This window comes from Burkholderia sp. MSMB1826, from assembly GCF_001526325.1.
Classification (GTDB): Bacteria; Pseudomonadota; Gammaproteobacteria; order Burkholderiales; family Burkholderiaceae; genus Burkholderia.
In genome coordinates, this window is the sequence record NZ_LOYN01000050.1 from 142,059 (window position 1) to 156,114 (window position 14,056).

11 protein-coding genes are annotated in these 14,056 nt (G+C 67.6%); 1 reads left to right on the forward strand and 10 read right to left on the reverse strand.

Going from position 1 to position 14,056, the window contains the following annotated elements; genetic code table 11:
- Nucleotides 1-12 precede the first annotated feature (12 nt).
- Genes WS95_RS28490 through WS95_RS28525 form a run of 8 tightly spaced genes read right to left on the reverse strand, consistent with a single transcriptional unit; the run spans nt 13 to nt 9,244 of the window.
- Complete coding sequence (locus WS95_RS28490) at nt 13-1,536, reverse strand: UxaA family hydrolase (protein ID WP_059827363.1); 1,524 nt, start codon at nt 1,534-1,536, stop codon at nt 13-15.
- On the reverse strand, nt 1,533-2,696 hold the full coding sequence (locus WS95_RS28495; RefSeq protein WP_059827365.1) for a D-mannonate oxidoreductase: 1,164 nt from the start codon (nt 2,694-2,696) through the stop codon (nt 1,533-1,535). The genes WS95_RS28490 and WS95_RS28495 overlap by 4 nt, the downstream gene beginning before the upstream one ends.
- A 31-nt stretch (nt 2,697-2,727) precedes the next feature.
- Nucleotides 2,728-3,738, reverse strand: a complete 1,011-nt coding sequence (locus WS95_RS28500; RefSeq protein ID WP_059781784.1) for a zinc-binding alcohol dehydrogenase family protein — start codon at nt 3,736-3,738, stop codon at nt 2,728-2,730.
- 22 nt (nt 3,739-3,760) lie between these two features.
- Nucleotides 3,761-4,636, reverse strand: coding sequence for an amidohydrolase family protein (locus tag WS95_RS28505; RefSeq protein WP_059827367.1), 876 nt, complete (start codon nt 4,634-4,636; stop codon nt 3,761-3,763).
- The gene (locus tag WS95_RS28510; RefSeq protein ID WP_059827369.1) at nt 4,633-5,649 is read right to left on the reverse strand and encodes an aldo/keto reductase; all 1,017 of its coding nucleotides are present in this window, start codon (nt 5,647-5,649) and stop codon (nt 4,633-4,635) included. Before WS95_RS28510 ends, WS95_RS28505 begins: the two co-directional genes overlap by 4 nt.
- A 36-nt stretch (nt 5,650-5,685) precedes the next feature.
- Entirely contained in the window at nt 5,686-6,633 is a 948-nt protein-coding gene (locus WS95_RS28515; protein WP_059827371.1) for an ABC transporter substrate-binding protein, read from the reverse strand.
- A gap of 42 nt (nt 6,634-6,675) precedes the next feature.
- Complete coding sequence (locus WS95_RS28520; protein ID WP_059827373.1) at nt 6,676-7,707, reverse strand: ABC transporter permease; 1,032 nt, start codon at nt 7,705-7,707, stop codon at nt 6,676-6,678.
- Nucleotides 7,700-9,244, reverse strand: a complete 1,545-nt coding sequence (locus WS95_RS28525; protein ID WP_059827375.1) for a sugar ABC transporter ATP-binding protein — start codon at nt 9,242-9,244, stop codon at nt 7,700-7,702. The genes WS95_RS28520 and WS95_RS28525 overlap by 8 nt, the downstream gene beginning before the upstream one ends.
- A gap of 233 nt (nt 9,245-9,477) precedes the next feature.
- Between WS95_RS28525 and WS95_RS28530 the strand changes: the two genes are divergently transcribed.
- Nucleotides 9,478-10,179 (forward strand): FadR/GntR family transcriptional regulator, encoded by a 702-nt coding sequence (locus tag WS95_RS28530; RefSeq protein ID WP_034209092.1) that lies wholly within the window; start codon nt 9,478-9,480, stop codon nt 10,177-10,179.
- Nucleotides 10,180-10,246: 67 nt separating this feature from the next.
- On the opposite strand, the gene WS95_RS28535 is transcribed toward WS95_RS28530, so the two are convergent.
- Nucleotides 10,247-12,901 carry a glycoside hydrolase family 3 N-terminal domain-containing protein gene (locus tag WS95_RS28535; RefSeq protein WP_257139964.1) on the reverse strand — a complete coding sequence of 885 codons (2,655 nt, stop codon included), beginning with the start codon at nt 12,899-12,901 and terminating at the stop codon, nt 10,247-10,249.
- On the reverse strand, nt 12,822-13,988 hold the full coding sequence (locus WS95_RS28540) for an ABC transporter ATP-binding protein (protein WP_059827379.1): 1,167 nt from the start codon (nt 13,986-13,988) through the stop codon (nt 12,822-12,824). The genes WS95_RS28535 and WS95_RS28540 overlap by 80 nt, the downstream gene beginning before the upstream one ends.
- Nucleotides 13,989-14,056 lie beyond the last annotated feature (68 nt).

A 14,056-nucleotide genomic window follows, 5' to 3' on the forward strand; every position in this document is an offset into this window, starting at 1 on the left:
TCGCCTTTCGCGTCACATGACCGCGCCGCGCAGCCACGGCACGAACTCGCGTTCGCCGATGCCGTTGTCCTCGCTGCAAGAGCGTCGTCCGGAGGCGACGTCGAGCATCAGCCGAAACAACCGCGCGCCCGCTTCGTCGACCGTGAGCGAACCGGCGACGATCCCGCCGCTGTCGAAATCCATGTCCGATCGCATCCGCTCGAACAGGCCGGTCGTCGTCGCGATCTTGATCGTCGGCACCGGCTTCGAGCCGAACACCGAACCGCGGCCCGTCGTGAAGCACACGAGATTCGCGCCGCCGGCGATCTGCCCGGTCGCCGACACCGGGTCGTAACCGGGCGTATCCATGAACACGAGCCCGGCTTGCCGCACCGGCTCCGCGTAATCGTAGACCGCGCGCAACGGCGAGCGCCCGCCCTTCGACACCGCGCCGAGCGACTTCTCGAGAATCGTCGTGATGCCGCCGGCGAGATTGCCGGGCGACGGGTTGTTGTTCATTTCGCCGCCGTGATCGGCGACGTAGCGCTCCCACCACTGCAACCTGCCGCGCAGACGCTCGGCTACGTCGCGCGAGGCCGCCCGCGCGATCAGCAGATGCTCGGCGCCGTAGATCTCGGGCGTCTCGGACAGAATCGCGGTGCCGCCGTTGCGGACCAGCAGATCGACGGCCGCGCCGAGCGCCGGATTCGCCGTGATGCCCGAGTAGCCGTCGGACCCGCCGCATTGCAGGCCGACCGTCAGCCGCGCGGCCGGCACCGCGCTGCGACGCGCGCCGTCGGCCACCTCAAGCAACGCGCGCACGATCGACACGCCGCGGGCCACGGTGTCGCGCACCCCGCCCTCGTCCTGGATGACCAGCGTGCGCACGGTGCCCGGCGCGGCCGCATCGAGCCGTTGCGCGAGCGCCCCGACCTGGTTGACCTCGCACCCGAGGCCGACGAGCAGCACGCCGGCGAAGTTCGGGTTCCGTGCATAGCCGACGAGCGTGCGTCGCAGCAGTTCGATGCCGTCCCCGGTTGCCGACATGCCGCAGCCGCTCTGATGGGTGATCGCGACGACGCCGTCGACGTGACCGAACGCATCGAGCGCGCCGTGCCGGTATGCATCGGCGATCGCATGACAGACGCTCGCCGAACAGTTGACGCTCGCGATCACGCCGACGTAGTTGCGGGTTCCGACGCTGCCGTCGGGCCGCACGAATCCGTCGAAGGTATCGGCGCGATCCGCCGGAACCTCGTGCACATCGCCGGCACGCGCGTCGTCATGCGCATGCCGCTCGGGCATCCCGACGTTGTGCACGTGCACGTGCTCGCCCACGGCGATGTCGCACAGCGCGATGCCGATCGGCTGCCCGCATTTGACGATCGCGTCGCCGCGCGCGATCGGCGTCGTGGCGACCTTGTGGCCGGCCGGCACCGCGGCCGCCGGCCGCAACGGCGCGCCGCGCACGTCGATCGGCACGTCCGGCGTCAGTGCGTCGAGTGCGACGGCGACGTTGTCGTCGCCGTGAAGGATCACGATTGCCGGTTGCTTCACGATGCATGTCTCCCTGTCGTTGCGCCGGCCGCCGGGTCATGGCGGGCGACGAGTTGCCGCAACCGGGGTTGTTCGGCCGGCAGCGCCAGCGAATCCGCGAGCGCGAGCAACGGCTCGATCCGCCGCGCCACCTTCTCGCGATGGTTGACCGCGATATCGGCGATGCGATGCGCGAGAAACGGATTGAGAAAGCGCTCGCGCACGCTGTCGACGTACCGTTGCGCCGTGTCGCGCAAGCCCAGCGCAACGAATACCGGCGCGACTTCATCGCGCCACACCGCCTCGAGGCCGTCGCGCAGCCGCGCATCGTTCATCGCGTCCAGCACCGTCTCCGATGCATCGCGCCCCGCCGCGAGCCACTGCTCCGCGAGCCAGCTGTGCCCGAGATTGAGGAAGAACAGCTTCAGGCGCTCGTGGCTGCGCAAATCGTCGGTGACGACGATCTGCGCGTGCCGGCACGGCAGCGCCATGCCGGCGCGCCGTTCGATCGCCCACAGCGCATAGGGCTCCGCGATCGCGCCGACCGGATGCAGCGGCTCGGACACGATGCGGTCGACGAGCGAATTGACCCACACGCAGCGGTTGCACAGATAGTCGGCGAACGCGTCGGGCAGTCGCCACTGACTTGCAAGGTCCAGCACGATGTCGCGCAGCGTGTCGCCGTTGTTCGTCACCAGTTCGCAAGGCAGGACGGAGATGCCGTCGTCGGGCCGCACCCGCCAGCGCGCATGCAGCAGCGCGAGCAGCTTCGCCGGAAAGCCGCGCGGGGTTTGCTCCGGCCGGTCGAGCACGTCCGCGGCGTCGCGCGGATCGGCGCGATAGCCTGCATCGCCGGTGTTCGACACGATCGCGCGCACCGTTTCGATCGCGGCACGGCGGATCTCCGCCCAGTCGCGCTCGGCGTCCCACGCGCGCTGCACGGCGCGGCATTCGACGACTTCGTCGACGATGCCGCCGCGGTCGCGCCCGCGAATCCGCACCGGATAACGACCGGTGGCGCGCAGCGCGTCGATGCGGGCGCGGCTCGCCGGATTGCCAGTCGTCTGCACGATGCCGATGCCGCCCATCGCGTTGCCGTCGTCCAGCGCCTGGGAGACGAACAGGTCGACGTGCGCCAGCAGGAAGCGGCTCGTGCCGAACTGCAGGATCGGCGGCGTCATCGCGTGCGCTCCGCGTGCCGGATTCGGTCGCTCAGCATTCGACGAGCGCCTTCACGACGGTCTGCCCCGCTTCCAGCAGACGCGGAAACGCGTCCGGCACCTCTTCGAGCCGCATCCGGTGCGTGTTCAGCGCGCGGTCCGGAATGCGCCCCGCGCGCATCGCGTCGAGCACCGTCGCGAAATCCTCGGCCGTCGCATTGCGGCTCGCGAGCAGCGTGGTTTCCCGCTTGTGGAATTCGGGATCCGAAAACGCGACGTGCCCGCGCACGATCGAGATCAACGTGTATTTGCCGCCGTGCGCGACGAATTCGAAGCCGCGATTCATCGCATCGAGGTTGCCCGTCGCGTCGAACACCGCATCGAAATACTCGCCGTTCGTCAACGACGCGAGACGCGCCGCGTCGTCCGCCCCCACCTCCACCGCCGCATCGACCGCCAGATGCTGGCGGCAAAACGCCAGCCGGTCGGCCCGCGTATCGAGACACGTGACGTCGGCGCCGCGCAGCTTCGCGAAAATCATCGCGGCCATGCCGATCGGCCCGGCGCCGACGACCAGCGCCCGCTGCCCGGCCCGGACGTCGGCGCGCCGCACCGCATGCGCGCCGATCGCGAGAAATTCCAGCATCGCCGCCTGGTCGAGCGAAATGCCGTCGGCCTTGTGAACGAACTGCGCGGGCACGCTGAGGTATTCGGCCAGCGCGCCGTCGCGATGCACGCCGAGCACCTTGATGTTCACGCAGCAGTTCGTGTTGCCGTGACGGCATGCGACGCAGTGTCCGCACGACAGGTACGGCATCACGTACACCGCGTCGCCGGCGCCGAGCCCCGACTCGGGTTCCGCCTCCACGACGACCGCGGAAAGCTCGTGCCCCATCACGCGCGGATAGTCGAGGTACGGCTGGTTGCCGGTGAAGATGTGCAGATCGGTGCCGCAGATGCCGACGCGCTGCACGCGCAACAACACTTCGCCGCTGCCGCGCACGGGCAGCTCGCGCTGCTGTACGCGCAGCACGCCGGGGGATTCGCAAATCACGCTGAGCATGTCGGGTTCCTTTCGTGATGATTCATTCTTCGTGGCGTGCGGTGTCGATCCGGTAAAAGCGGCGTGCGTTGCCGCCGAAGAGGTCGGCCAGTGCGGCAGCGCCGAGCAACCGCGCGCAGTCGTCCTCGCACGCGGCCAGCCATTCGCCGTAGCCGCCGCACGCCGACGCCAGCCGCAACACCGGCCAGTCGCTGCCCCACATCAGGCGCGTCGGCCCGAACAGCTCGGCCAGCGCATCGACGTACGGCCGCGTGCGCACTCGCACGACATCCGGGCCGGCCGATGGCCCGGCCTCCGTCCACAGGCCGGACAGCTTGCAATGCAGGTTCGGCAGGCTCGCGAGCCTGCGCATCGCCGACAGCCACGGCTGCAGCACGCCGCGCTCGACGAACGGCTTCGCGCCGTGGTCGATCACGATCGGCAGATCCGGATGGCGCCGCGCGAATGCATACAGCGCATCGAGATGGCGCGGCATCACCAGCGCATCGAAACCGAGCCGATGCTCGAGCATCGCGGCGACCGCGCGATCCAGTCGCGGATCGTCGATCCACGCGTCGTCGGGCAGATCCTGCAGCATCGGTCGCAAGCCGCGCGCCTTCGGCGCGGTGGCGAACGCCGCGATCCGCGCCGGCGCGTCGTCGGCCTTCATGTCGACCCAGCCGACCACGGCGCCGACGCTCGACGTTGCGGCCGCGAGATCGAGCAGATAGCGCGTGTCGGCTTCGCTCGGCAGCGATTGCACGAGGACGGTGGTGTCGATGCGCGCGGCATCGAGCAGCGGCGCCAGATCGGCGGGGCCGAAATCCCGGTGAATCGCGTCGAGTTCGGCCGGCGGCCAGCAGCCGGCCCGCGCGCCGATTCGCCAGTAGTGCTGATGAGCGTCGATGCGCGCGATCATGCACGTGCTCCCGGAACCGGCGCGTGCGCGTCGATCAGACCTTCGTCGCGCAGTGCATCCCATAGTTCGGCCGGCGCAGGGCGCTCGAACCATTCGATGTTCTGCTTCAGCTGAGCGACGCTGCGCGCGCCGACCACGCACGACACGACGGCCGAATGGCCGAACGGAAACTGCAGCGCAGCGGCGGGAAGCGGCACGTCGAAGCGGTTGCACAGCGCGCCGAGCCGCATGGCCTTGTCGATCACGTCGGCGCTCGCGTCCGCATAGTTGAACTTGCCGTTGCCGGCGAGCAGGCCAGAGTTGAACACGCCGCCGATCACGATGCCCGTCCCTTCACGGGCGCACGCGTCGAGCAGCGGTTCGAGCGCCGTCTGTTCGAGCAGCGTGTAGCGGCCGGCCAGCAACACGGCGTCGAGCGCCGCTTCGTTCAGCGCATCGGCCGCGACTTCCCATTCGTTCACGCCGAGACCGAATGCGCCAATCTCGCCGCCCGAGCGCAGCGCGTCGAGCGCGCGAAACCCGCCGCCGCGAGTCAACTGTTCCCAATAGTGCGCATGACGATCGCCGTGCGTCATCGCGCCGATGTCGTGCACGTACAGCATGTCGACGCGCGCGAGCCCGAGCCGTTGCCGGCTGTCGTCGTGCGAGCGCATGATCCCGTCGTAGCTGTAGTCGTAGACCGGCCGGAACGGCAAAGGCTCGGCCCAGCCGTCGTCGCCCGGCCGCACGCTCGCATCGGCGCGCATCAGCCGCCCGACCTTCGTGCTGAGCGTGAAGGCGCCGCGCTCGCGCGGGGCGAGCGCCGCCCCCACACGCCGCTCGGACAGCGTGTAGCCGTAATACGGCGCGGTGTCGAAGTAGCGCAGGCCGGCCGCCCACGCGGCGTCGACGAGCGCGGCGGCATCGACGGCCGACATCGGACGATAAAGGCCGCCCAGCTGCGAGCAGCCGAGGCCGAGGGCCGACATCGTCATCCCGCTGCGCGGCAAGCTGCGCGTGTCGTTTGCGTTCATGAGTCGTGACTCGAGACGGGAAAGCGGCACGGCCGGTCAGTACAGGACATTCTTCGCCGCCTGCGAATCGAGGTTCTGCTTGTCGACCATCACGACGCCGGTATCGATCAGCTTCGGCGCGGGCTTGCGCGCGATGACGTCGAGCGCCGTGCGCACGCCCTGGTTCCCCATCTGCCAGGAGCCCTGCACCGCGATCGCCTGCACGGTGCCGTCGCGCACGAAGCCCTGCAGGTCCTCGTTGCCGTCGAACCCGATCGCCACCACCTTGCCCGCCTTGCCCGACTGTTTCAGCGCGCGGCCCATCCCGACCGCGGTCGGCTCGTTCGCGCCGAAGATGCCCTTCAGGTCCGGATTCGCCGACAGCACGTCGGTCGTCTGGTTCAGCGCGGTCGCCATTTGCGATTGCGAGTAGTACGGACCGACGATCTGCAGCTTCGAATGGCTCTCGATATATTTGCGGAACCCGCCGACGCGGCTGACCTCGGAGCCCGCACCCGGCACGTACGACATGATCGCGATTTTGCCGGATTGCCCGACGCGGTCGATCAGCGCTTTCGCGCACAGCGCGCCGGCCTTCTCGTTGTCGGTCGACAGGAACGCCTGGTAATACGGCTTGCCGGCGTCCGCGATGGCCGAGTCGATCAGCACGACGGGAATGTGCGCTTCCCACGCCTTCTTGATCGCGGGGACGAGCGCATCGGGGTCGGACGGTGCGAGCACGATGCCCGCCACATGACGCGTGACCGCGTTGTCGACCATGTTGACCTGTCCGCTGATGTCCGACTCGGCCGCCGGCCCCTGGAACGTCATCGTGTAGCCCTTGGCCCCGTCGAGCGCCGCCTTCGCGCCTTTCTGCACGTTCTGCCAATAATTCGAATTGACCGTCTTGACGATTACGGCGATCTCGCCGCCCGCCGCCTGCGCGCCGCCGCTGCACACCGCGAACACGCATGCCGATGCCGCCAGCAGGATGGATTTGTTCATGTCTCGCTCCGCTTCTCGTTGGTAGGGACTGCTTGCTGCCGGTCAGGGCCGGCGATTGCGCAACTGGTCGATCCACACCGTGCCCAGGATCACGACGCCGATGATGATCTGCTGGATGAAGCTCGACACGCCGTTCATGTTCAGGCCGTTGCGCAGCACGCCGATCACGAACGCGCCTATCGCCGTGCCGGAAATCGTGCCGACTCCGCCCATCAGCGACGTGCCGCCGATCACCGAGCTGGCGATCGCGTCGAGCTCGTACATCACGCCCTCGTTCGGCTGCCCGGTGACGAGCCGCGACATCAGCACGCAGCCGGTCACGCCGGCGAGCGCGCCGGACAGCACGTAAGTGAACAGCTTCACGCCCTGCACGTTCACGCCCGACAGCCGGGCCGCCTCCGCGTTCGACCCGACCGCGTAGATATGACGGCCGAGCGCCGTTCTCGACAGCAGGACGGACACCACGACGAACAGCACGACCATGATCACGACCGGATACGGAATGCCGGGAAAGGTCGTGTCGGGGAACCCGTCCGCGCCGATGCGCGAGATCCGCAACAGCGCGCCGTTGCCGAGCGCGCCGAACGCGTCGCCGAGATCCGATACCGGCCGCGCGCCGGTGATCTGCAGCGCGATGCCGCGCGCGACCAGCATCATGCCGAGCGTCGCGATGAACGGCGGCAGGCCCATCTGCGTCACGCAGATGCCGTTGACGAGCCCGCACAGCGCGCCGACCAGGATGCCGGCCGCCATCGCGGCGGGCACCGGCATGCCGGCCTTGACCAGCAGCGCCGCACACACGCCGGCCAGCGCGAGCACCGAGCCGACCGACAGGTCGATGCCGCCCGTGATGATCACGCAGGTGGCGGCCACGCCCAGATAGGCGATCGACGTAACCTGCAGGCCGACCGTCATCAGGTTGTCGACCGAGAAAAACGCCGCGCTCGAGATCGAGAACGCGAACACGAGCACGACGAGACTGCCCAGGGCCGCGAACTTCTGGATCAGGTCGCGTCGCCGCTGTCGCGCCGCCCGTTCGTCGGCCTGGCTTCGATCGGATGTCATTTCAAGCATGGGAACGCCCCGACGCGTAGTGCATGATCTCCTCCTGACTGGTGTGTTTCGTGTCGAGCAACGCGGTCAATCGACCTTCGTGAAAAACGGCGATCCGGTCGGTCACGCCGAGCAGCTCCGGCAGCTCCGAACTGATCAGCACCACGCCGACTCCGTCGGCGGCGAGCCGGTCCATCAGCCCGTAGATCGCGAATTTCGCGCCGACGTCGATGCCGCGCGTCGGCTCGTCGAAGAACAGGATCTTCGAACCGCGGTACAGCCATTTGCCGATGACGACCTTCTGCTGGTTGCCGCCGGACAGGTTGCGCACGCGCTGGTGCACCGACGGCGTGCGAATCGCGAGGTCCTGCACGTAGCGGCGCGCCACGTTCAATTCGTCGTCGAAGCGCAGGAACCCGAGACGCGACGCGATGCCGCGCACGTTCGCGAGCGTGAGATTCGCCGCGACGGGCATCGACAGCGCGAGCCCCTCCTTCTTGCGGTCCTCCGACAGATACGCGATGCCGTGCCGGATCGCCTCGCGCGGCGAGCGGATCGTCACGGTCCGGCCGTGCAGCGCGATCGTGCCGCCGTCGGGACGGTCCGCCCCGAAGATCGCGCGCGCGATCTCGGTGCGCCCTGCGCCCATCAATCCCGCGAAGCCCAGGATCTCGCCGCGGCGCAACGCGAACGACACCGGCCCGAACACGCCGTCGCGGCGCAGGTCCCGCACGTCGAGCAGCACGTCGTCCGTCGGCGCCGACTGCCGCGACGGATAGGCGTCGTCGAGCGAGCGTCCGACCATGCGCGCGACGATGTCGTCGATGCTCACGTCGGCGAAATCGTCCGTCGAGATATGGCGCCCGTCGCGCAACACCGTCACGCGATCGACGATCTGCGCCATTTCGTCGAGCCGGTGCGAGATATACAGAATCGCCACGCCGTCTGCGCGCAGCTCCTCGATGAGGCGAAAGAGCTGCACCGTTTCCGCTTCCGTCAGCGACGACGTGGGTTCGTCCATGATCAGCACGCGCGCATCGAGCGACAGCGCCTTCGCGATCTCGACCATTTGCTGCTCCGCGATCGACAGCACGCCGACCTTCGTCGTCGGTGCGACGTTCAGGCCGATTCGCGCGATGCAGCGCGCCGCATCCGCATTCATGCGCCGCGTATCGACGAACGGCCCGCGCCGCGGCTCGCGTGCGAGGAACAGGTTCTCCGCCACGCTCAGGTGCGGGACGAGATTGAGCTCCTGGTGAATGATCGCGATGCCGGCCGCCTGCGCTTCGGAAGCCGAACGAAATCGCACCGGCGCGCCGCGATAGCGAACGACGCCCTCGTCGGGCAGGTACTGGCCGCTGATGATCTTCATCAGCGTGGATTTGCCCGCGCCGTTTTCGCCGCACACCGCATGCACTTCGCCGCGGCGCAGGTCGAGACGAATCCCGTCGAGCGCGAGGACGCCCGGAAAGCGCTTGCGAATCCCTTCCAGGCACAGGATCTCCCGGTTCGTTTCGTCCGGAGCGGCCTGACCGGGCAGATTGCGAGGCAATGCCATTGCGTCTCCTTGGAGTGGATCGACCTCGGCACCGTCTGGTCAGTCCAATTTAGACGAATTACAGCAATCAAACCAATTTTGGTCAAGCCAATTTAGCTATTCACATCTGATCTTACCAATAGTGAAAACCCGCACATCCGGATGAACGGGCCGCCGCAACGGGCGAAACGACGCGCGTGATAGACTCCGCGACACGCGCTTGCGCCGAAAGCGCATTGATCCCACTGCATCGGATGAAATCGACAGAACCCAAGCGGCTTTACCAATCGGTCGCGGCCCAGATCGTCGCGTTGATTCGCCAGGGCGAATTCGCGATCGGCGAGCGGCTGCCGCCGGAACGCGAGCTGGCACTGACGCTCGGCGTCTCGCGCCCGTCGCTTCGCGAGGCGCTGATCGCACTGGAAATCGGCGGTCAGATCGAGATCCGGATGGGCTCCGGCGTGTATGTGCGCGACACGGCGGCCGATGCGGTCGGCCCGATGGCCACGCTCGGCGACAGCCCGTCGGAATTGATGCAGGCCCGCGCGGCCGTCGAAGGCAGCGTCGCCGCATTGGCCGCCGCGCGGATGACGGCCGCGATGCTCGAGCGCCTGCGCCGCACCGTTCAGCGCATGAAGCGGCTCGCGGAGGCCGGCAAATCGCCGGTCGAAGCCGACCGGCAGTTCCACATGCTGATCGCGGAAGCCGCCGGCAACTCGGTGCTCACCCGCTTCGTCGGCGAGCTGTTCGACAGCCGCCACGACCCGATCGCGACGGCCATGCGCGGCCACGCGGAGAATCCTCAGACCTGGACCGCCGCCGTGCGCGAGCACGAGGACGTGCTCCTCGCGTTGCAGGCCGGCGATCCGATCGCCGCGCAGACGGCGATCCGCGCGCATCTGCGTGCGTCGGAAGCGCGGTGGATCGAAGGCGGGCTGAAAGCCGATCCGGATTGAGCGGCGCGGGCGCGGACATGCGTGGGCATCGCAACGCACCGGCCCTCGGCGCTTCTGTCACCGAGACTCAGCCCGCAGCGACCGGATTGCCTGCCGTGACCTCGCAGATCATGCGCCAGTGGCGATCGAGCGTCCGCGCGGTTTCACCGACCACGGTCGCACAACCGGCCAGATGGATGTCGCGACTGGAACTGCCCACCATGATGTCGAACTCGCCTGGCTCCACGATCCGCTCGCCCCGTTCGTCGGTGAAATTGAGCATATCGACGGGCAGCCGGACGTTCACCGTTCTGCGCGCACCGACAGGCACGAACACGCGCTGGAAGCCCTTGAGTTCCCGTACCGGTCGCACGACCGACGCCACGCGATCGCGCACGTAGATCTGGACGACTTCCGTACCGTCGCGCGGCCCGACGTTCTCGACCTCGAACGAGAATTCGAAGACACCGTCGGAAATGCTTGCCCTTTGAGCGATCCAGTCGAGCGCGCCATAGCGGAATTGGGTGTAGCTCAGGCCGAAGCCGAACGGATAACGCGCGCCGAAATGATAGGCAATCGGCGTGCCGGCGCTTTTCAGCTTGTGGTTGTACACGTAGGGCACCGCGCCCGCGCTTTTCGGAATCGACAACGGCAATCTGCCGCTGAAGTCGGCCGCGCCGGTAATCAGCTTCACGAGCGCATCGGCACCGCCCTGACCCGGCGCGAACGCGACGATATGCGCGGCCACGGCATCTTCCAGGCCGCCCAGGTTGTACGGACGCCCGCCGGTCTGCACGACGACCGTCCGCGTACCGCTCGCGACGACCGCGTCCAGCAGTGCCTGCTGGACGCCGGGCAAGTCGAGGCTGTCCGTATCCGATCCCTCGCCGACGGTTCCCGACTGAAACAGCCCGGCCAGATCGCCGACGAAGACGATCGCGACATCCGCGGATTCCGCCACCCGCACGGCCTCGGCGATCTGGTCGGTGTCGCGGCTGACGGGTGCCTGCCGGTCTTCGTCGATCGCGCGCGCCATGTCGACATCCCCCGGGAATACCGGCGTTCCCGCGCGGCGCTCGCGAAGAATCTCGCACCCCTTCGCGTAAAGCACCCGCTCGCCTCCGAAACGCTCCCTGAACGCCTGCAACGGCGTCTTCACCGGCGAACGCGCATCCTCGCCGGTCGTGATCAGATGCACCGGGAAGCTGTATCCGGCAAGCAGCGCGAGCGGATCGTCGGCCGTCGGCCCGATGACCGCCACGCGCGACGCACCGTCGGCTCCGATCGGCAACACGGCAGCGTTCTTCAACAGGACGATCGATTCGAGTGCGGCCCGATCCGCCACGGCCGCCGCATCGGCGCCGTTCACGTCGACACCGTCCGGATCCGCGTACGGATGCTCGAACAGCCCCAGACGGAATTTCTCGGTCAGCACGCGCGACACGGCCGCATCGATCACCCGCATCTCGATGTCGCCGCGCTCGATCGCCGTCTTCAGATGCAGCGCGCATTCGTGTCCCGGCAGTTCGACGTCGAGACCTGCATTGAACGCCAGCGCCGCGGCCGCCGCTTCGTCACAGGCGACGCCATGGTGCGTGAACAGCAGGTTGACGCCCGCATAGTCGGCAACGACCAACCCGTCGAATCCCCATTTTCCGCGCAGCGTTCCATCGATCAGCGTCGGATCCGCATGACACGGGATACCGTCGATGTCGTGGTAAGCCGGCATCACGGAGCCCGCATTGGTCAACTTGACCGCCATTTCGAAGGGCAGCAGGAAGACATCGTTGAATTCGCGCGGGCCGACATGGACGGGCGCGTGGTTGCGCCCGCCTTCGCTCGCCGAGTGCCCTGCGAAGTGCTTGAGCGTCGCCAGCAAGTCGCGGCGCTCGCCCTGCAGGCCGTCGACGTAACGACAGGCCAGCACGCCGACCAGATACGGATCCTCGCCGAGCGTCTCTTCGGTGCGCCCCCAGCGTGGATCGCGCGATACGTCGAGCACCGGTGCGAGCCCCTGATGGCAGCCGATCGATCGCGCCTGCCGGCCGATTTCCCGTGCCACGGCTTCGACCAGCTCCGGGTTCCACGTCGCGGCGTAGTTGAGCGGCGCTGGAAACAGGGTCGCGCCTTCGATCATCAGGCCGACGAGACACTCCTCGTGGGACATGACGGGAATACCCAGGCGCGTGTCCTCGATCATCCTGCGCTGCAGCGCGTTCAATGCGCGCACCCCTTCGCGGGCCTCGACCGAGTGCGTACCCAGCGGGCGCGTGATCTGTCCGAGGCCATGCTTCAGAAGTTCGTCGACGGTAATCCCCGTCTGGCGCTGAGCGAAGTCGGCCAGCCTCCATGCATGGTTGCCGTCCGACGACAACCTCAGCCAACCGGCATGCAACTGTGCGATTTTTTCATCCAGGTTCATGCGGGCGAGCAGATCGGCCACGCGCGCGGGAATGGGCGCGTCGGGGTTGCGGTACAGCGCCGGTTGTTCTTCGATATCGATTGACATAAGGAATCCCAAATAAATGGCTGGATGGACGAATGGGTCAGCTACCCGTTTCAGTGCCCGACGCAAACGGCGACATACACCGGGCCCGTTCGGTCGAATTCGATCCCGGGGCGATCGACGCGCATCGGCGAAGCCGACCGGGTATGCCGTGCGATCAAGCCGATCGCAGCGCGTAATCCTGTTGCCGTGCCGCGGCGAGGCGCGGCAATGCCATGCCGTCGGCATCGAAGACATGGCAGGCATCGGGCGAAACATGAAGCGCGACGGCCCGGCCGCGCCCGATGTCGACATCGCCGGCGAGCTTCGCGATCACGCCGGCGTCACGGCCCTCGCCAACGGTCGCATGCAGATACGTAAACTCGCCGAAACGCTCGACCAGCCCGGTCGTCGCGTTGACGGCCTGACTGCGCGCGTCGCCTGCGGCAATGACGAAGTGCTCGGGCCGAACGCCCAGCGTGACGTCGGCGCCCACCTGCACGCCGCGTGCGTCGACCGCGGCCTGAATCAGCGCTCCCCCACGCAGGCTGAGCGAAAGCCCGCCTGAATCCGCCGCGACGATACGCCCCGGCAGGAAATTCATCCGCGGCGAGCCGATGAAACCCGCAACGAACCGGCTTCTCGGGCGGTGGTAAAGATCCAGCGGCGCTCCGACCTGGGCTACGCTGCCATGGCGTTCCATGTCGGCGCCGGCGTGCAGCAGCACGATCTTGTCCGCGAGCGCCATCGCTTCGGTCTGGTCGTGCGTGACGTAAATCGTGCTCGCCCGGTCGAACTCGCGATGCAGGCGCGCAATCTCCGTTCGCGTCTGCACGCGTAGCGCGGCGTCGAGATTCGACAGCGGCTCGTCGAACAGGAACACGCCCGGCTCGCGCACGATTGCCCGTCCGATCGCGACGCGCTGGCGCTGCCCGCCCGACAGCGCCGCCGGCCGCCGCTCGAGGAACTTCTCCAGTTGCAGCGACGCCGCGGCCTGCCTGACCTTGCGGTCGATCGTCGCGGCGTCGATCTTCGCCTGCCGCAAGCCGAACGCCATGTTTTCGTAGACGGTCATGTGCGGATACAGCGCATAGTTCTGGAACACCATCGCCACGCGCCGCTTCGACGGATGCAGATCGTTGACGAGCGCACCGTCGATTCGCAGTTCGCCGGCCGTGATGGTTTCCAGACCGGCGATCATCCGCAGCAGCGTCGATTTTCCGCATCCGGATGGACCGAGGAACACGCAAAACTCGTTGGCGCCGATCTCGAGATCGACATCTCGGATGACCGGGGGATTCCCGGGGTACGCCTTCTGCACATGCTTGAGACTGATGCTGGCCATGATTCGCTTGACTGAATGAGTAAGTGGATCCCGGCGTCCCGCGATGCGTGCCGGGCTGCGGTCGAGCG

Excerpts from the sequence above, each read along its gene's own strand:
- WS95_RS28495 (WP_059827365.1), bottom strand. The coding sequence starts at position 2,696 with ATGACGCCGCCGATCCTGCAGTTCGGCACGAGCCGCTTCCTGCTGGCG.
- WS95_RS28500 (WP_059781784.1), bottom strand. The coding sequence starts at position 3,738 with ATGCTCAGCGTGATTTGCGAATCCCCCGGCGTGCTGCGCGTACAGCAG.
- WS95_RS28505 (WP_059827367.1), bottom strand. The coding sequence starts at position 4,636 with ATGATCGCGCGCATCGACGCTCATCAGCACTACTGGCGAATCGGCGCG.
- WS95_RS28510 (WP_059827369.1), bottom strand. The coding sequence starts at position 5,649 with ATGAACGCAAACGACACGCGCAGCTTGCCGCGCAGCGGGATGACGATG.
- WS95_RS28515 (WP_059827371.1), bottom strand. The coding sequence starts at position 6,633 with ATGAACAAATCCATCCTGCTGGCGGCATCGGCATGCGTGTTCGCGGTG.
- WS95_RS28520 (WP_059827373.1), bottom strand. The coding sequence starts at position 7,707 with ATGCTTGAAATGACATCCGATCGAAGCCAGGCCGACGAACGGGCGGCG.
- WS95_RS28525 (WP_059827375.1), bottom strand. The coding sequence starts at position 9,244 with ATGGCATTGCCTCGCAATCTGCCCGGTCAGGCCGCTCCGGACGAAACG.
- WS95_RS28530 (WP_034209092.1), top strand. The coding sequence starts at position 9,478 with ATGAAATCGACAGAACCCAAGCGGCTTTACCAATCGGTCGCGGCCCAG.
- WS95_RS28535 (WP_257139964.1), bottom strand. The coding sequence starts at position 12,901 with ATGTCTTCGATGCCGACGGCATGGCATTGCCGCGCCTCGCCGCGGCAC.
- WS95_RS28540 (WP_059827379.1), bottom strand. The coding sequence starts at position 13,988 with ATGGCCAGCATCAGTCTCAAGCATGTGCAGAAGGCGTACCCCGGGAAT.